At 77.7% G+C, this 19,403-nt stretch carries 4 protein-coding genes and 2 pseudogenes; 2 read left to right on the forward strand and 4 right to left on the reverse strand.

The features are described from left to right. The first annotated feature begins 80 nt into the window (after positions 1–80). Positions 81–2,933, forward strand: a complete 2,853-nt coding sequence (locus tag ACIQBJ_RS33315; protein ID WP_400718275.1) for an AAA family ATPase — start codon at positions 81–83, stop codon at positions 2,931–2,933. On the opposite strand, the gene ACIQBJ_RS33320 is transcribed toward ACIQBJ_RS33315, so the two are convergent. Beyond that, positions 2,885–4,009, reverse strand: a complete 1,125-nt coding sequence (locus ACIQBJ_RS33320; protein ID WP_400718277.1) for an LLM class flavin-dependent oxidoreductase — start codon at positions 4,007–4,009, stop codon at positions 2,885–2,887. The two genes, ACIQBJ_RS33315 and ACIQBJ_RS33320, sit on opposite strands and share 49 nt — an antisense overlap. A gap of 126 nt (positions 4,010–4,135) precedes the next feature. Continuing rightward, positions 4,136–5,629, reverse strand: a complete 1,494-nt coding sequence (locus ACIQBJ_RS33325; RefSeq protein ID WP_400718279.1) for an MFS transporter — start codon at positions 5,627–5,629, stop codon at positions 4,136–4,138. A 134-nt stretch (positions 5,630–5,763) separates the two neighbouring features. On the opposite strand from ACIQBJ_RS33325, the gene ACIQBJ_RS33330 reads away from it, so the two are divergent. After that, positions 5,764–6,549: a TetR/AcrR family transcriptional regulator gene (locus ACIQBJ_RS33330; RefSeq protein ID WP_400718281.1), complete on the forward strand. Its 786-nt coding sequence runs from the start codon at positions 5,764–5,766 to the stop codon at positions 6,547–6,549. Positions 6,550–6,670: 121 nt separating this feature from the next. On the opposite strand, the pseudogene ACIQBJ_RS33335 reads toward ACIQBJ_RS33330, so the two are convergent. Both ACIQBJ_RS33335 and ACIQBJ_RS33340 read right to left on the reverse strand, forming a co-directional pair. Next, positions 6,671–10,597 (reverse strand): annotated as a pseudogene (locus ACIQBJ_RS33335) (type I polyketide synthase); the annotation flags it as partial. Between the two features lie 295 nt (positions 10,598–10,892). Beyond that, positions 10,893–19,322, reverse strand: a pseudogene (locus ACIQBJ_RS33340) (type I polyketide synthase); the annotation flags it as partial. Positions 19,323–19,403 lie beyond the last annotated feature (81 nt).

Consider the following 19,403-nt stretch of genomic DNA (forward strand, 5'->3'; position numbering starts at 1 on the left):
GGACACGCGACACCCAGCGACAGCACCGGGACGGGCGCCGGCGCCGGCGGCCGCCCCGGTCCGACCCACCGGGAGCAGATGTGGTCCCCGTCGAACGCCACGAGCAACTCGACCGATTCACCGGCCTGTTGGACGCCTGCACCGAGGGCGCCGGGGGCGTGCTCGCCGTCACCGGCCCGGCCGCCTGCGGGAAGACCGACCTGCTGCGCTCCCTGACCGGGCACGCCGCCCGGCGCGGCGCGGTGGTGCTGTCCGCCACCGGGCGCTGCTCGGAGCGGTCGGCGCGCTTCGGCGTGCTCCAGCAGCTGCTGGGCCGGCCGGGGCTGCCCGCCGGGGTCCGGGCGGCCGCGGCGGCGCTGCTCGCCGAACCGGAGCCGACCGAGTCCTGCGCGGCCGACCCGCTGGCGGCGGGCCGGGTGCCGTCCCGGGTGCACCAGGAGCTGTGGGCGCTGCTGGCCGACTGGTCGGCCCGGGTGCCGCTGGTGCTGGCCGTCGACGACCTGCGGCACGCCGACCCGGCGTCCCAGCAGGCCCTGGTGCAGCTCGCCGCCCGCGCCCCCGAGGCCCGGGTGCTGCTGCTGGTCACCGAGCCGGACCCACCGAGCGACCCGGGCGCGGACCGCGACTGGTGGGCGGCGCTGCTGCGGCTGCCGGACCTGGCCCGGCTGCGGGTGGACCGGCTCTCCCCCGCGGGCACCGCCGCGCTGCTGGAGCGGCTGCTGCCGGGCCGCCGCACCGACGCCGCGGCCTGGTACCGGACCACCGGCGGCAACCCGCTGCTGCTGCGCGCCCTCGCCGAGGACACCGCCTCCGCGGACCCGGCCGACGGGCCGACGGCGCCGCGCCCCGGCCCGGCGTTCGCGCTCGCGGTGCGGGCCTGCCTGCACCGGGTCGGCCCGGCCGCCGCCGAACCGGCCCGGGCGCTGGCCGTGCTGACCTGCTCCGGTTCGACGGCGCTGCTGCCCCGGCTGCTGGGCCGCCCCGTGCCCGGCGCGCTGGCGGCGCTGACCGCCGCCGGGCTGGTCGAGGACGGCCGGCTGCGCGACCCGGCGATGGCCCGGGCCGTGCTGGACGGCCTCGGCGACGCCGAGCTGACCGACCGCGAACTGCGCGCCGCCCGGCTGGTGTACGAGTCGGGGGCGGACCCGGAGGCCGTCGCCGGGCACCTGCTGGCGGCCCGGGACGGCTCGCCGGGCTGGGCCGGGCAGGTGCTGCGGGAGGCCGCGGCGGCGGCGCTGCGCCGGGACGACCCGGGGTTCGCGGAGTCCTGCCTGGTGCTGGCCGCGGCCGCCGACCCGGCCGACCCCGAACTGGTGCTGGCCCGTGCCACGGTGCGGTTCCGCGGCGACCCGCGCTCCGCGTACCGGCACGTGCGGGTGCTGGCCGAGCGCCCGCACGAGCTGACGGACCGTCAGCGCACCAGCGTGCTGCGGATGCTGGCCTGGCACGGCACCGAGGACGAGCTGACCGGCCTGGCCGCCCGGCCGGAGCCCGCCGCCCCCGCCGACCGGGCCGAACTCGCCCGCGCGCTCGAACAGTTGCGGGCGCTCTCGCCGCACCTCGTCCCCACCGGGCGGCCCCTGCCGCCGGACGGCCTGCCGCTGGACGAGCCGCAGCAGCGCTCCTCGCTGGCCCTCCCCCGGGTGCTCCGCGCGGGCGCCACCGAGGAGGACCTGCGGACCGCCGAACTGGTGCTGCGCACCACGCCGTTGGAGGACGGCACCTTCGGCGCGCTGGTCTCCGCGCTGCACGTCCTGCTGTACGCGGACCGGGCCGCCGAGGCCGAACCCTGGTGCGCCGGGCTGCTGCGCGAGGCCGGGGCGCGCCGGATACCGGTCTGGCAGGCCGTGCTGACCGCGACGCTGGCCGAGGTGTCGCTGCGCACCGGCGGGCTGCGGGCCGCCGAGCGGCACGCCGCCCGGGCGCTGGAGCTGCTGCCCCCGGACGGCTGGGGGGTGTGGGTGGGCGCGCCGCTGTCCGCGCTGCTGCTGTCCGCCGCCGGGCTGGGCCCGCGCCCGGACGCGGAGCGCCGGCTCCCGGCGCTGCCGGAGCGGCTGCACCGCTCCCGCTACGGGGCGCAGTTCCTGCACGCGCGCGGCCGGCACCGGCTGGCGTCGGGCGCGCCGGACGCGGCGCTGGAGGACTTCGCCCGGTGCGGGCGGCTGCTCCAGGAGTGGGGTTTCGACGTGCCGTCCTTCCTGCCCTGGCGGGGCGACGCGGCCCGGGCCCTGCTGCTGCTCGGCCGGCCCGCGCGGGCCCGGGAGCTGGCGCGCGAGCAGGTCGCGCACCCGGCGGCGGGCGCGCCGCGCACGGCGGGCCTGTCGCTGCGGGCGCTGGCGGCCTGCGAGCCGGCCGACCGGATCGAGCTGCTGACCGCCGCCGCGGACCGGCTGGAGGGCCTGGACTCCGTCGAACTGGCCTGGACACTGGCCGAGTTGGGCGAGGCGCAGCTGGCCGGGGGCCGGGACCGGCCGGGCCGGGAGGCGCTGCGCCGGGCCCGGGAGCTGGCGGAGGCGGCGGGGCTGCGGCCGCTGCTGGAGCGGCTGCGGGCGTCCGCCGACGGGGACGAGTGGGGGCTGAGCGCCTCGGAGCGGCGGGTGGCCGAGCTGGCCGCGGCCGGGCACTCGAACCGGGAGATCGCCGAGCGGCTGTTCATCACGGTCAGCACGGTCGAGCAGCACCTCACCCACACCTACCGGAAACTGCGCGTCAAGGGCCGGGCGGAGCTGGCCCGTTCGGAACTGGTCCGCTCCGGGCCGGCCCGCGCGGAGCAGGCCCGCCCGGAGCAGGCCCGCCCGGAGCCGGTCCGCTCCCCCGAGGAGGGGGACGGGGCGCGGCACGCCGGCGGGCGGCGGGCCGTGCCGCGTCCGGGCGGGGCGGGCGGTCAGGGGGCGCCGAGACCGAGCCGTTCGCGCAGGGTCTCCTCGGCGTAGGCGGTGCGGTGGACGCCGCGCCGCTGGAGTTCGGGGGCGAGCCCGGTGGCCAGCGCGGGCAGGTCGTGGGCGGTGCTGGCGGGGCGCAGCCGGTAGCCGGTGAGTCCGGCGGCCTGCCAGTCCTGGAGCAGGTCGGCGAGTTCGGCGGGGGTGCCGGCGAAGACCAGGGCGTCGGAGGTGTGCTCCTCGCCGAGGGTCTCGTCGAGGAGCGCGCGCCGGTCGGCGGCGGCGCCGGGCTTCTCGTCGAGGTGGACGAGCAGGTCGGCGAAGACGTGCACGGTGCGGTCGGCCCGTCCGGCGGCGGCCTGCTCGGTGCGGATCACCCCGACGGCGTTGCGGATGTCCTCGGTGCTGTGCGGGGTGATCGCGACCACGTCGGCGGCGCGGGCGCCGTAGCGCCAGGGGATGCGGATGTGGGCGAGGGTGAAGACCACGGGGTGGCCCTGCGGGGGGCGGGGCGCGGTGGACGGGGATGGGTCGGGGCTCCACTCGCCGGGCAGGTCGGGGCCGGTGGCGAAGCGGCCGGGGGCGAGCGCGGCCAGCGCCGCCTCGTCCTCGACGCCGTCCCAGAGGGCGCGCAGCACGGCGACGAGTTCGGCGGCGCGGTCGAAGCTGTGGCCGATCTGCTCCTGCACCTCGGGCAGGAACAGGGTCTCCAGCGGGATCGGCTTGGCCGGGCTGAGCTGGGTGCGGACCCCGGCCCGGCCGGCGGTGAGGTGGTCGAGGGTGGCTGTCGCCTTGGCGATCGGCGCGGGCCGGGCGGTGTTGAGGACGACGGTGGGGACGATGCCCAGGTGCCGGGTGCGGGCGGCGAGCGCCCCGGCCAGGGTGAGCGCGTCGAGGCGGCGCAGGGTGTGGCCGAGGCGGCGGTCGAGGTCCTCGGCGGGGCCGGGGAGCCGGGACAGCGGGTCCTCGACGGTGACGAAGTCCAGCAGCGCGGCCTCCGCGAGGGCGGCCTGCCCGGCCCAGTGGTCGAGGTCGAACCGCGGTGCGCCGTCGGCCAGGTGGCGGGCGGCGGGGTGCCAGCCCGCGCCGTCCAGGGCGGCGGACAGGTGCAGGTGCTGCGGTGTGCTCACGGGCGGGGCCTTTCGGGGCTGGTGCCTGCCGGGGCAGGTGCTTTGCGGGGCGAGTGCTTTGCGGGGCAGGTGCCTTGCGGGGGCGCGCCCGCTGCTGCGGGCGCGCCGGGTTTTTCCGATGCTCCGTCAGTTCTTCTTCTGCGTACGGGTGATGACGAACAGGGCGATCAGGACGGCGAGGCCGCTGAACGCGGCGGCGGCGGTGACGGCGGTGGCCAGGCCGTGCGCGAGTTCGGGGCGGCCGGGGTGGGCGGCGCCGTGCAGGGTGCGGCCGTAGACGGTGACCAGGACGGCGACGCCGAGCGAGAGGCCGATCTGCTGGACGGCCTGGAGCAGGCCGGAGGCGGCGCCGGTCTCCTTCGGGGCGAGGCCGGACAGGATGGTCATGTTGAGCGGGACGAAGCCCAGGCCGAGGCCCGCGCCGAGCAGCAGCAGCGGCCCGAACAGGCCGTCCCAGTAGCCGCTTTCCGGCCCGGTGGCGGCCAGCCACAGGCTGTCGGCGAGCAGCAGGGCGGCGCCGGTGACGATCAGGGCCTTGGCGCCGAACCGGGGGATCAGCTTCGAGGCGTTGCGGGCGGTGAGGAACTGGGCGACCGCCAGCGGCAGGAACGCCAGTCCGGCGGTCAGCGGGTGCAGGCCCAGGCCGTCCTGGACGTACAGCGACAGCAGGAAGTAGGTGCCGCTCATCGCCGCGAACAGCAGCAGGAAGACCGCGTAGGCGGCGGAGCGGTCGCGGCGGGCGAACAGCGACAGCGGGATCAGCGGGCGGCTCACCCTGGCCTGGCTCAGCACGAACGCGGCCAGCAGCAGCACGCCGAGGACCAGCGCGGTCACGGTCGCGGTCGAGCCCCAGCCCGCCGAGGAGGCGTGGATCAGGCCGAACACCACGGCCGTGGAGCCCGCCGTGGAGGTGAGCGCGCCGAGCACGTCGAGGCGGCCGGGGTGCTTGGCGGTCTCCGGCAGGTGACGGTACGCCAGCAGGACGGCGGCCAGGCCGATCGGCACGTTGACGAAGAACACCAGCCGCCAGGAGAGCGTGGTCAGCAGGCCGCCGAGGATCAGTCCGAGCGTGATGCCGAGGCCCGCGACGGTGGAGAACACGCCCAGCGCCCGGTTGCGTTCGGGGCCCTCGGCGAAGGTCACGGCGATCAGCGAGAGCGCGGCGGGCGCGGCGAACGCGAAGCCGACGCCCTGCAGGGCGCGGGCCGCGATCAGCACGCCCGCGTTCGGGGCGAGGCCGCCGAGCAGCGAGGCCGCCACCACGGTGAGCAGGCCCCAGGCGAACATCCGGCGGCGGCCGAGCACGTCGCTGGTCCGGCCGCCGAGCAGCAGCAGGCCGCCGAAGGCCAGCGAGTAGGCGCTGAACACCCAGGCCAGGCCGCCCGGCGAGAAGCCCAGGCCGGACTGGATGCGGGGCAGCGCGATGTTCACGATGTTGCCGTCCACCGCCACCATCAACTGGCAGGTGACGATGACCGCGAGGGCGAGCGCGCCGGCCTTGGACGGGGCCGGGCCCTGGGGCTGGGGCTGGGACTGGGACTGGGACTGGGGTGGTACCGGTGCCGCGGGCGCCTCGATCGGGGTGCCGGTGGCGGGGGGTGACTGGTCATGAGTGGTCATGACGGGCTCCTGGAGCGCAGGGCGGAGGAAGCGCCGAGGGTTCGACCGCGGTCGACGCTTGTAGACTGCTTCATGGTAGGGACGCCCCGATCTTTGGTCAACGAGCGTTGAACTTTCGGCCCCGAGGAGGCGGCATGACGGCACCCGAGCAGGACGGCCCCGGCGCCCGACGGACCCGCAGCCGGCAGGCGATCCTGGCGGCCGCCCGGGAGCTGTTCTCCACGCACGGCTACGAGCAGACCACCGTCCGGGCGGTGGCCCACCGCGCCGGGGTCGACCCGGCGCTGGTGATGAAGTACTTCGGCTCCAAGGAGGGCCTGTTCGACGCCGTCTCGGAGATCGGCCTCTCCTTCGGCGGCGCGCTCTCCGGCCCGCCCGAGCAGCTCGGCGAACGCCTGCTGGCGCACGTCCTCGCCGACATCGACGGCCGGCCCGACCGCAGCATGCCCGTCCTGCGCTCGATGCTGACGCACCCCCAGGCCGCCGAGGCGGTCCGCTGCGCGGTCGCCGACCCCGGCAACAGCCCCCTCGCCGACGCCCTCACCGGCGAGGACGTCGAACTGCGCGCCACCCTGGTCGGGACGGTGGTGCTCGGCCTGCTGGTCTCCCGCTACCTGCTGCGCGTCCCCGAGGTCGACGAGGCCCCCGCCGAACAGCTGACCGCCCTGCTCGGCCCCTGCCTGCGCCCCCTGCTCACCACCGACCCGGCCCCGGGGCCGCTCGCCGCCCTCACCGCCGCCGAGACCGAACGCCGCGCCGCCGCCGCCCGCGTCGACCGCCTGGCCCGCGAAGCCCTCGCCGCCGGAGCCTCCTACGCCGACCTCGGCCACCTCCTCGGCATCACCCGCCAGGCCGCCCGCAAACGCTGGCCCCGCCCCGAACCCACCCCCGCGACAACCCAGGTTGTCACCCACTCCTGACCCTCCTCCCGACAACTTTGGTTGTCATCGACGGACACACCGCACGTCGACCGCCCACCGCCAGGCCGACCCGACAAGCAGGGTTGTCGCCCGGAGGGCCGCCGCAGGCGGGGGTGTGTCGTCAAGGCCGTGCGGCCAGCGTGGTGAGCCAGTCGTGGACGGTGTCGGCGGTGGTGGTGGAGTGCTCTTCCAGGACGGTGAAGTGGTCGCCGGGGATGTCCTGGGTCCGGTGCGGGGGGCGCCAGAAGGCGTGCCAGTCCGGGGTGTCGGGCGGGGTGCCGGGGAGGGGGGTGTCGGCGCGCAGCAGGAGGGTGGGGGTGCGGATCGGGGTGGGCTGCCAGGGGCCGAAGGTGCGGAGGTAGGCGCCCATGGCGGTGAGGCCGGTGTCGGTGAAGGTGAGGTCCTGGTCGCCGATCCGGTCGAGCATGCCGTTGACCATGGCGGGCATCCACCAGTCCAGGCCGGGCAGTGTCGCGGTGTCCATCGGGAAGCTGTCGACCAGCGCGAGCCCGAGCGGCCGGACGCCGCGCCGTTCCAGTTCGGCGGTGACGGCGTGCGCCACGCATCCGCCGAGGGAGCGGCCGAGGACGGCGAACGGCCTTTCCCCGTAGAGCTGTTGGACGGCGTCGGCCTGGAGGGCGACGAACGCCTCGGCGCTGTCGGGCAGGGCACTGCCGGGGCGGTAGCCGGGCGCGGGGACGGCGTGCGCGGTGCGCCGGCCGTCGAGGGCGCGGCCGAACCGGGCGTACTCGTGCGGGCCGGAGAGGGCGGTCAGTGCGGGGAAGCAGACCAGGGCGGGCCCGGGCCCGTCGGCGAGCGCGACCGGCGGGACGGCGTGCCCGGCGCGTCCGTCGGTGTCGAAGCCGGTGCGCAGTTCGGAGGCGGCCAGCAGCACCTGGGTGGCGGCGGGGATGCGTCCGGCCCGGCAGAGGCTCAGGTAGACCTCGGCCAGGGGTTCGGCGGCGGCCGGTCCGGGGCCCCGGCGGTCCGCCAGTTCGCGGTGCAGGTGCTCGGCGAGGGCGGCGGGGTCGGGGTGGTGGATGGTCAGCGCGCCGGACAGGCGCAGACCGGTGGCGGCGGAGAGCCGTTCGGCGAGTTCGGTGGCGGTGAGCGAGTCGAAGCCGATCTCCACGAACGGGGCGTCGGCGGGCAGCCCGGCCGGATCGGGGTGGCCGAGCACGGCGGCGGCCTCCGCTGTCACCAACTCGTGCAGGGCGTCCAGCAGTTCACGACCCGCCAGCCCGTCCAGCCGTCCGACGGCGGGCGCGGGCGCGGGCGCGACCGGTGCGGGCGCGGTGGCGGGGCCGGCGTCCAGCCAGTGGCGGCGGCGGTCGAAGGGGTAGCCGGGGAGGGCGGTCCGGCGGGTGGGGGGGCCGCCGAGCGGGGCGGTCCAGTCGACGGGGGCGCCGGCGGCGTGCAGGCGGCCGACGGCGTCGAGCAGGGTGTCCGGTTCGGGGCGGCCGCGGCGCAGCGCGGCGGCGAGGACGGCGGGTCGGCGGCGGGCCCGGTCGGGGTCCTCGTCGGCGAGGGCGTCCTTGGCGAGGGCGGTGAGGATGCCGTCGGGGCCGAGTTCGAGGAACCGGGTGGCGCCCTCGGCGCGCAGGGTGCGGACGGCGTCCAGGAAGCGGACGGGGCGGCGGGCGTGCGCGGCCCAGTACTCGGGGTCGGCGAGTTCGGCGGGGGCGGCGGGGCGTCCGGTCAGGTCGGAGACCACGGTCACGGTCGGTTCGTGCGGGGTCAGTTCCTTGGCGGCGCTGCGCAGTTCGTCGAGGACGGGGTCCATCAGGTGCGAGTGGAAGGCGTGGCTGACCCGGAGCCGGGCCGCTCGGCGGCCGCGGGCCCGGAACGCCTCGGCGACCTGTTCGACGGCGTCCGCGCGGCCGGAGACCACCACGGCGCGCGGGCCGTTGACGGCGGCCAGGTCCACCGTGCCCTGGTGGCGGGCGAGTTCGGCCAGTGCCTCGATCTCGTCGGCCTCCAGGGCGGCCATCGCGCCGCCTGCGGGCAGGCCCTGCATCAGGGTGGCGCGGGTGGCCACCAGGGCGGCGGCGTCGGCGAGTTCGAGCACTCCGGCGGCGTGCGCGGCGGCCAGTGCGCCGATCGAGTGCCCGGCGACCAGGTCGGGGCGGACGCCCCAGGACTCCAGCAGCCGCAACAGCGCGGTCTGCAGGACGAACAGCGCGGGCTGGGTGTACGCGGTGCGGTTCAGCAGGTCGGCGTCGCCGGTGCGCAGCACGGTCTCCGCCACGGAGTACGGCAGGTGCGGGTGGAAGGCGGCGGTGGCCTCGTCGAAGGCGGCGGCGAAGGCCGGGTACGTCCGGTACAACTCGGCGCCCATGCCGGGGCGTTGCGCGCCCTGGCCGGTGAACAGGAAGGCGGTCCGCCCGCCCGCGGCGGCCCGGGGCGGTTCGCCGGTGCCCCGGGCGAAGGCCGCCAGCTGTGCGGCGGCCCGTTCGGGGCGGGCGGCGAGCACGGCGCGCAGCGGGTGGCGGGGCAGGGCGGCGGCCGCCCGGGCGAGTGCGGCGGCGGCGCCGGGGCCGTCGGCGGCGAGGAGGTCGGCGAGCTGTCCGGCGCGGGCCCGCAGCGCGCCCTCGGTGCGGGCGCTGAGCACCCACGGCAGCGGCGCGTCGGCGGGCTCCTCCTCCGGCGCGGGGGCTTCCTCCGGTTCGGTCCACTGCTCCAGGACCACATGGGCGTTGGTGCCGCTGACGCCGAACGCGGAGACCCCGGCCCGGCGCGGGCGGCCGGTCTCCGGCCAGGGGCGGCGCTCGGTCAGCAGGGCGACGCCGCCGCCGTCCCAGGCGACGTGCGGGGTCGGCGCGTCCACGTGCAGGGTGCGGGGCAGGACGCCGTGGCGCAGTGCCTCGACGGTCTTGATGACGCCCGCGACGCCGGCCGCGGCGGCGGTGTGGCCCAGGTTGGACTTCAACGAGCCGAGCAGCAGCGGCCGTTCGGCGTTCCGTCCGGCGCCGTAGACGGCTTGCAGGGCCTGGGCCTCGATCGGATCGCCGAGGGTGGTGCCGGTGCCGTGGCCCTCGACGGCGTCGACCTCGGACGGGTCGAGTCCGGCGTCGGCGAGCGCCTGCCGGATCACCCGCTGCTGGGCGGGCCCGGACGGGGCGGTGAGGCCGTTGGAGGCGCCGTCCTGGTTGACGGCGCTGCCGCGGACCACGGCGAGCACCCGGTGGCCGTGGCGGCGGGCGTCGGAGAGCCGTTCCAGGACCAGGACGCCCGCGCCCTCGGCCCAGCCGGTGCCGTCGGCGGCGGCCGCGTAGGAGCGGCAGCGGCCGTCCGGGGAGAGGCCGCGCTGGCGGGAGAACTCGACGAAGCCGGTGGGTGAGGACATCACGGTGACGCCGCCGGCGAGGGCGAGGTCGCTCTCGCCGGCGCGCAGCGCGCGGACGGCCAGGTGCAGGGCGACCAGGGAGGAGGAGCAGGCGGTGTCGACGGTGAGGGCGGGGCCGGTCAGGCCGAGGAGGTAGGAGATCCGGCCGGAGGCGACGCTGGGGAGGTTGCCGAGGCCGAGGTGGCCCTCCAGCTCGGGGCGGGCCGCGCCGGGGCGGGTGTGGTAGTCCTGCGCGGTGAGGCCGGTGTAGACGGCGGTGCGGCTGCCGCGCAGACTCTCCGGGTCGAGTCCGGCGTGTTCCAGGGCGTGCCAGGTGGTCTCCAGCAGCAGGCGCTGCTGGGGGTCGGTGGCGAGGGCCTCGCGCGGCGAGAGGCCGAAGAACGCGGCGTCGAACTCGGCGGCGTCGTACCGGAATCCGCCGCGGACGGTGTAGCTGGTGCCGGGGACGGCCGGGTCGGGGTGGTACAGGGTGTCGACGTCCCAGCCGCGGTCGGTGGGCCAGTCGCCGGTGGCGTCGCGCTCGTCCAGCAGCAGCTGCCAGAGCTGTTCGGGCGAGTCGGCGCCGGGGAGGCGGCAGGCGGTGCCGATCACGGCGATCGGCTCGGTGCGGTCGGCCTCGGCCTGTTCGAGCTGCTGCTGGGCTTCGCGCAGGTCGGTCAGGGCGCGCCGCAGGTACTGGCGGAGCTTCTCCTCATCGGCCACCGTCGCGGTTCCTTCCGGTGCGGGCGCCGGCGGGGCGGGCGCGGTCGAGTGCGGCGAACAGGTCGTCGTCGTCGGCGAGTTCGAGGTCGAGGTCGGGTTCGGGGTCGGGTTCCCGGAGGGGTTCGGGGGCGAGGCGGGCGGCGAGGGCGGCCAGTCGGGCGGCCAGCTCCCGGCGGTCGGCGTCGGTGCCGGGCAGGGACTGCTCCAGCTTCTCCAGCAGGTCGGGCAGTTCGGTGCTCCCGGCCGGGGCGGCGGCGCGGTCCAGCTGTGCGGCCAGGTGGGCGGCGACGGCGACGGGGGTGGGGTGGTCGAAGAGCAGCGTGGCGGGCAGCTTCAGCCCGGTCGCGGTGTTCAGCCGGTTGCGCAGGTCGACGGCGGTCAGCGACTCGAACCCCAGGTCGCGGAACGGCCGTTCGGCGGACACCTCGTCCTCGTCGGGGTGGCCGAGCGCGACGGCGGCCTGTCGGCGCACCAGGTCGAGCAGGGCGGCGTCCCGTTCGGCGGCGGGCAGGGCGGCCAGTCCGGCCGCGAACGCGCCGACCTCCGGGGTGTCGTCCTCGGCGGGTGTCTCCAGCGCGAACGCGCCGGTGAGCGGGCCGAGTTCGGCGTCCAGCCAGTAGCGGCGGCGCTGGAACGGGTAGGTGGGCAGCGCGGCCGGAACCCGGCGGGCCCCGGCGGTCAGCGGGCCGAGGTCGACCGGGACGCCGTGGGTGTGGGCGGTGCCGAGGGCGAGCAGGAAGCGGTCGGGGCCGCCGTGGTCGCGGCGCAGCGTCTCGGCGGCGGCCCCGCCGCGACCCCCGGCGTCCAGGGTGTCCTGGATCGCGCCGGTGAGCACCGGGTGCGGGCTGACCTCGATGAACAGCGTCCTTGCGGTGTCGGCGAGTTGCTCCACGACGGGGGCGAAGCGGACGGTCTCGCGCAGGTTGCGGTACCAGTGCGCGGCGTCCAGTGCGGTGCCCTCGACGGGGGCGGCGGTGACGGTGGACCAGAGCGGCAGCCGCCCCGGGCGGGGGCGGACGGCGGCGACGGCGGCCAGCAGTTCGTCCCGGACCTGGTCGATCACCGGGGAGTGCCCGGCCAGGGTGGCGTTGCGCAGCCGCTTGGCCCGGACGCCGTCGGCCTCGCAGGCGGCGAGCAGTGCGTCCAGGGCGTCCTGCTGCCCGGCCACCACCACCTGGCCGGGGCCGTTGACGGTGGCCACCGAGAGCCGGCCGGGCCAGGCGGCGAGGCGCCGTTCGGCCTCCTCGGCGGAGAGCGCCAGCGAGGCCATCGAGCCCTGGCCGACCAGGCGGGCCAGGATGCGGCTGCGGGCGGCGACGATCAGCGCGGCGTCGTCCAGGCCGAGTGCCCCGGCGACGGTGGCCGCGGCCACCTCGCCCTGGCTGTGCCCGACCACGGCGTCCGGGTGCACCCCGTGGGACTCCCAGAGCGCGGCGAGCGCCACCAGGACGGCCCACAGGGCGGGTTGGGCGACCTCGACCCGGGCCAGGTCGGCGGCGTCGGTCTCCTGCCGGAGCACGGCGAGCAGGTCGAAGTCCAGGTACGGGGCGAGGGCCTGCGCGCACTCCTCGATCCGGGCGGCGAACACCGGTGCGGTGGCGAGGAGTTCGCGGGCCATCCCGGCCCACTGCGAGCCGTGTCCGGGGAACACGAACACCACCTGCGGCGCCCCGTCGGCCCGGCCCCGCACCACGTTCTCGGCCGGTTCCCCGGCCGCCAGCGCCCGCAGTCCGGCCGCGGCCCCGGCGGCGTCGGCGGCCACCACCACGGCCCGGTGCTCGAACGCGGCCCGGCCGTCGGCCAGGGTCCGGACCAGCTCCGCGGGCGCGTGCCGCGTCCCGTCCAGCCGGTCGGCCACCCGCCCGGCCTGCGCGACCAGCGCGGCCGCGCTCCGGGCACTCACCACCCACGGCAGCGGCACGCCGGCGGCGGTGTCGGTCGCGGTGTCGGCCGACGGGCCGGTCTGCGGCTCGGCCGCCGGATCGGTCTGCGGCTCCGTCGGGGGCTCGGTCGGCGGCTCCTCGATGATCACGTGGGCGTTGGTACCGCTGACGCCGAAGGCGGAGACCGCGGCGCGGCGCGGGCGGCCGGTCGCGGGCCAGGGGCGGGCCTCGGTGAGGAGGCGGACACCGCCGGAGGACCAGTCGACCTCGGGCGCGGGGTCGTCGACGTGCAGGGTGGCGGGGAGGACGCCGTGCCGCAGCGCGCCGATCATCTTGATCAGGCCGGCGGCTCCGGCGGCAGCCTGGGTGTGGCCCAGGTTGGACTTCAACGAGCCCAGCCAGAGCGGCTGTTCGGCGCTCCGGTGCTGCCCGTAGGTGGCGAGCAGGGCCTGCGCCTCGATCGGGTCGCCGAGCCGGGTGCCGGTGCCGTGCGCCTCGACGGCGTCGACCTCGGACGGGTCGAGCCGGGCGGCGGCGAGGGCCTGCCGGATCACCCGCTGCTGGGCGGGCCCGGACGGGGCGGTGAGGCCGTTGGAGGCACCGTCCTGGTTGACGGCGCTGCCGCGCAGGACGGCGAGCACGGGGTGGCCGTGGCGGCGGGCGTCGGAGAGCCGTTCCAGCAGCAGGAGTCCGACGCCCTCGGCCCAGCTGGTGCCGTCGGCGGCGGCGGCGAACGCCTTGACCCGGCCGTCGGGGGCGAACGCCCGGTGGCGGGAGGTGGCGACCATCCCGGCCGGGGAGGCCATCACGGCGACGCCGCCCGCGAGGGCGAGGTCGCTCTCGCCGGTGCGCAGGGCCTGCGCGGCGAGGTGCAGCGCGACCAGGGAGGAGGAGCAGGCGGTGTCGACGGTGACGGCGGGGCCCTCGAAGCCGAAGGCGTAGGAGATCCGGCCGGAGGCGACCGAGGCGGCGCTGCCGTTGTGCAGGTAGCCCTCCAACTCCTCGGGGAGGGTGTGGAGTCGGCCGGCGTAGTCGTTGTACATGACGCCGAGGTGGACGGCGGTGCTGCTGCCGCGCAGGGTGTGCGGGTCGATGCCGGCGCGTTCGAAGGTCTCCCAGGCGGTCTCCAGCAGCAGGCGCTGCTGGGGGTCGGTGGCGAGGGCCTCGCGCGGGGAGATGCCGAAGAACGCGGCGTCGAACTCGGCGGCGTCGTGCAGGAATCCGCCGTACTGGGTGTAGGTGCGGCCGGGCCGGTCGGGGTCGGGGTCGTAGAGCGCGTCGTTGTCCCAGCCGCGGTCGGTCGGCCAGGGGGTGATGGCGTCGCGGCCCTCGGCGACCAGTTCCCAGAGCTGTTCGGGGGTTTCGACGCCGCCGGGGAAGCGGCAGCCGGCCGCGACGATCACCACCGGGTCGTCCCGGTCGACGGCGGCGGCGGCCGGGACGGCGGGCCCGGCGGCGGCCACGGCCGTTCCGCCGGGCAGGAGTTGGCCGATCCGGGTGGCGAGGGCCTGCGCGGTGGGGTGGTCGAAGACCAGGGTGGCGGGCAGCCGCAGGCCGGTCGCGGCGGCCAGGCGGTTGCGGAGTTCGACGGCGGTGAGCGAGTCGAACCCGAGTTCCTTGAAGGCGCGTTCGGCGTCGACGCCGTCGCCGCCGGTGCGGCCGAGGACGGCGGCGGCCTCGGTGCGGACCAGGCGCAGCAGGGTCTGCTGCCGGCGGGCCGGGTCGAGGGTGCGCAGCCGGTCGGCGAGGCCGTCGCCGGTGCCGCCGGTGCCCGCGCGGCGGCGGGCGGCACCGGTTCCGCCGGTGCCGGTGCTCCGGGGCAGGACGTCGCGCAGCACGGCGGGGACGGCGGCGGGTTCGGCGGCGGGGCGGAGGGCGAGCGGGACGGGTGCGGGGTGGCCGGCGGCGAGGGCGGCGTCGAGCAGGGCGCGGCCCTCGTCGGCGGTGAGCGGGCGGACGCCCTGGCGGGCCAGGCGGGTCAGGTCGCCGGCGGCGAGGTGGCCGGTGAGGGTGCTGCTGTCGGCCCACAGGCCCCAGGCGAGCGAGGTGGCGGGGAGGCCGCGGGCGCGCCGGTGGGCGGCGAGGGCGTCCAGGAAGGCGTTGGCGGCGGCGTAGCCGGACTGGCCCTGGGTGCCGAGGACCCCGGCCGCGGAGGAGTACAGCAGGAAGGCGGTGAGCGGGAGTTCGGCGGTGAGTTCGTGCAGGTGCCAGGCGGCGTCGGCCTTGGGGCGCAGCACGGTGTCCAGCCGCTGCGGGTCGAGGGCGGTGAGCACACCGTCGTCGAGCGCCCCGGCGGTGTGCACGACGGCGGTGAGCGGGTGCGCGGCGGGGATCTCGGCGAGGGCGGCAGCGAGGGCGTCCCGGTCGGTGGCGTCGACGGCGACGGCCCGGGCCTCGGCGCCGGACTCGGCGAGTTCGGCGAGGAGTTCGGCGGCGCCGGGGGTGTCGGCGCCACGGCGGCCGAGCAGCAGCAGGTGGCGGACGCCGTGCGCGGCGACCAGGTGGCGGGCGGTGAGCGCGCCGAGCAGGCCGAGTCCGCCGGTGACCAGGACGGTGCCTCCGGGGTCGAACCCGACGGCCTCCCCGGCGGCCTCCCCAGCGGGGGCGGCGGTGAGCCGCGGCACGTGCAACCTGCCTTCACGCAGGGCGAGTTGGGGTTCTCCGGCGGCGAGGGCGGTGGCGAGGGCGGCGGGCAGGACCCCCGGGCCCGGCACGGTGTCGCCGAGGTCGACCAGCAGCAGCCGCCCGGGGTGTTCGGCCTGGGCGCTGCGCAGCAGGCCCCAGACGGGGGCGGTGGCCAGGTCGGGGTCCTCGCCGTCGAGGGCGGCGGCGTGCCGGGTGGCGACGGCGAGCGGGACGTCGGCCGACTCGGGCTGTGCGAGCCACTCCTGGACGGTCGCCAGCACCTCCCCCAGCACCTCCCGAACCTGCTCCGGCGGGGTGCCGGGCCGGGCGGTGACGGGCAGCCAGGCGAGCGCGGGCGGCGCGGTGCCCGCGCGCAGGGCGGCGGCGAGCGCGGCCGGGTCGGCGTGGCGGGTGCCGCCGAGGCCGAACGGGTCCTCGGCGCCGAGCACCGCCCATTCGCCCAATGCCTCGGCGCCGATCGGCAGTTCGCGCCAGCCGGCCACGTACAGCGGGGTGGCGGTGGCGAGTTGGGCGGCGGTGACGGGGCGGGAGACCAGGCCGGCGACGGAGAGCACGGGGGTGCCGTCGGGGTCGACGGCGTCCAGCGCGAGGGCCCCGTCGGGGGTGGTGCGCAGCCGGACCCGCAGGGTGTGCGCGCCGGTGGCGTGCAGGCGAACGGCGTTCCAGGCGAACGGGAGCGGGACGGTGCCGTCGGCGGCGGCCGGGGCGGCGAGGTCGGCGAGGTGGAAGGCGGCGTCGAGCAGGGCGGGGTGCAGGCCCCAGCGGGCGGCGTCGGCGTGGTCCTCGGCGGGGAGTTCGAGCTCGGCGTAGTGGGTGTCGCCGTGCCGCCAGGCGGCCTTGAGGCCCTGGAAGTGCGGGCCGTAGGCGCGTCCGGTGGCGGCGAGGCGCGGGTACAGGCCGTCGACGGGGACGGGTTCGGCGCCGGGCGGCGGCCACTCGGCGTCCTGGGGCGGGTCCGCGTCCGGCTGTGCGGCGGCGAGCAGGCCGTGGGCGTGGCGCTGCCAGGGGCCGGGGTCGGCGTCCTGCGGGCGGGCGTGCACCTCGACGGGGCGGCGGCCGGCGGCGTCGGCCGCGCCGACGGTGACCTGCACCTCGACGGCCTGCTGACGGGGCAGCAGCAGCGGTGCTTCGAGGACGAGTTCGTCGAGGACGGGCAGTCCGGTCTCGTCGCCCGCGCGGACGGCGAGTTCGACCAGCGCGGTGCCGGGGACGACGGTGCGGCCGTGCACGGTGTGGTCGGCGAGCCAGGGGTGGGTGTGGGCGGCGAGCCGCCCGGTGAGGGTGGCGCCGCCGTCGGCGGTGCCGAGGACGGCGCCGAGCACGGGGTGTCCGGCGGGGCGCAGGCCGAGGCCGAGCGGGTCGCCGGCCGCGCCGGCGGGGCGGTCGATCCAGTGCCGGGTGTGCTGGAAGGCGTAGGTGGGCAGGTCGACGCGGGCGGCGGGGCGCGGTCCGAGGACGGCGGCCGGGTCGACGGGCGCGCCCGCGGTGGTGGCGGCGGCGAGCGAGGCGAGGAAGCGCGCGGGGCCGCCCTCGTCGCGGCGCAGCGAGCCGGTGGCGGTGACGGGCTGTCCGGCGTCCTCGGCGGTGGCCTGGACGGCGGCGGTCAGGACGGGGTGCGGCGAGACCTCGACGAAGATCCGGTGGCCGGTGTCGAGCAGGCGGCGGGTGGCGTCCTCGAAGCGGACGGTCTGCCGCAGGTTGGTGTACCAGTAGGTGCCGTCGAGCAGCCGGGTGTCGATCCAGTCGCCGGTGACGGCGGACAGCAGCGGGAGGCGTCCGGTGCGCGGGGTGACCGGGGCGAGCGCGGTGGCGAGTTCGGCGCGCAGCCGCTCGACCTGCGGGGAGTGCGAGGCGTAGTCGACGGGGACGCGGCGGACCCGCAGGCCGGTGGCCTCGCCGTGGGCGAGGAGTTCGTCGAGGGCGGCGGTCTCGCCGGCCACCACGACGGCCTCGGGGCTGTTGACGACGGCGATCGAGAGCCGGTCCGCCCAGGGGGCGATCAGTTCCTCGGCCCGCGCGCGGGGCAGCGGGACGGAGGCCATACCGCCGGTGCCGGCCAGGGCGGTGATGGCGCGGCTGCGCAGGGCCACCACCAGGGCGGCGTCGTCGAGGTCGAGGGCGCCGGCCACGGCGGCGGCGGCGATCTCGCCCTGACTGTGGCCGACCACGGCGTCGGGGCGCACCCCGTGGGACTCCCACAGGGCGGCGAGCGCGACCATGACGGCCCACAGGGCGGGCTGGACGACGTCGACGCGGTCCAGGCCGGGCGCGCCGTCGCGGCCGCGCAGCACGTCCTCCAGCGACCAGTCGACCCAGCGGGAAAGCGCTTTCTCGCAGGCGGCGATCCGCTCCGCGAACACCGGGGCGGTGTCGAGCAGCCCGGTGGCCATGCCGAGCCACTGGGCGCCCTGGCCGGGGAACACCAGCACCACCTTGGGGTCGGCGGCGGCCCGGCCGCGCACCACGGCGGCCGAGGGCTCGCCGGCGGCCAGCGCGTCCAGGGCGGCGAACAGCGCGGGCGCGTCGGCGCCGACCACGGCGGCGCGCTCCTCGAAGGCGGTGCGCTCCTCGTACAGGGCGTGGCCGATCGCGGCGAGGGCGGCCGGCGAGGTGTCGGCGGCGGTGCGCAGCCGGTCGGCGAGGCGGGCGGCCTGGGCGCGCAGCGCGGCGTCGGTGCGGGCGGAGAGCGGCCACAGCACGGGGCCCGCCGGGGCGTCGGCCCGGACGTCGGCCCGGACCTCGGCGGGGGTGTCGGCGAGGGTGCCGGTCGGGGCACCGGCGGAGTCCGGTTCGGGGGCCTCCGCCAGGGCCTCCTCGGGGGCTTCCTCCAGGATGATGTGGGTGTTGGTGCCGCTGACGCCGAACGCGGAGACCCCGGCCCGGCGCGGGGTGCCGGTGCGCGGCCAGGGCTGCTGCTCCGTCAGCAGCCGGACGGCCCCGCTCCCCCAGTCGACGTGCGGGGTGGGCGCGTCCACGTGCAGGGTGCGCGGCAGCACGCCGTGGCGCAGCGCCTGGACGGTCTTGATGATGCCGGCGGCCCCGGCGGCGGCCTGGGTGTGGCCGAGGTTGGACTTGACCGAGCCGAGCCAGAGCGGCCGGTCGGCGGGCCGGTCCGCCCCGTAGGAGGCGAGCAGCGCCTGGGCCTCGATCGGGTCGCCGAGCCGGGTGCCGGTGCCGTGTGCCTCGACGGCGTCGACGTCCTGCGGGTCGAGTCCGGCGTCGGCGAGGGCCTGCCGGACGACGCGCTGCTGGGCGGGGCCGGACGGAGCGGTGAGGCCGTTGGAGGCGCCGTCCTGGTTGACGGCGCTGCCGCGGACCACGGCGAGCACCCGGTGGCCGTGGCGGCGGGCGTCGGAGAGCCGTTCGACGACCAGCAGGGCGGCGCCCTCGGACCAGCCGGTGCCGTCGGCGGCGGCGGCGAACGCCTTGCACCGGCCGTCCGGGGAGAGGCCGTGCTGGCGGGAGAACTCGACGAACAGCTGAGGGGTCGTCATGACGGTGACGCCGCCGGCGAGCGCGAGGTCGGCCTCGCCGGAGCGCAGTGCCCGGACGGCCAGGTGCAGGGCGACGGAGGACGCCGAGCAGGCGGTGTCGACGGTGACGGCGGGGCCCTCCAGGCCGAGGGTGTAGGAGATCCGGCCGGAGGCGACGGAGGCGGCGTTGCCGACGGCGAGGTAGCCCTCCAGTTCCTCGGGGGCGGTCCCGGCCGGGGGCACGTAGTCGTTGCCGTTGGTGCCGATGTACACGCCGGTGCGGCTGCCGTGCAGGTCGCCGGGACGGATGCCGGCCCGTTCCAGCGCCTCCCAGGCGGTCTCCAGCAGCAGGCGGTGCTGCGGGTCGGAGGCCAGCGCCTCGCGCGGGGAGATGCCGAAGAAGTCGGCGTCGAAGCCGCCCGGGTCGGCGAGGAAGGCGCCGCGCCGGGTGGACGAGGTGCGCGGCCGGTCCGGGTCGGTGTCGAACAGGGCGCCCAGGTCCCAGCCCCGGTCGGTGGGGAACTCCCCGACCGCGTCCCGGCCTTCGGCGACCAGCTGCCACAGGTCCTCGGGCGAGTCGACGCCGCCGGGGAAGTGGCAGGCCATGCCGACGATCGCCACCGGTTCGGCGGCCCGCGCCCTGGTGTCGGTCAACTCCCGGCGGGTCTGCTGCAGTTCGGCGGTGACCCGTTCCAGCAGGTACCGCATCCGGCCGTCGTTCAAGGTTCCGCCCTTCGTGCGGGGAGTGCTCAGCTTTCGGAGGGGGTGCGGCGAGGTGCCGCAGGGGCGCCGTGGGGCACCGTG

It is taken from the genome of Kitasatospora sp. NPDC088391 (assembly GCF_044753345.1).
GTDB lineage: Bacteria > Actinomycetota > Actinomycetes > Streptomycetales > Streptomycetaceae > Kitasatospora.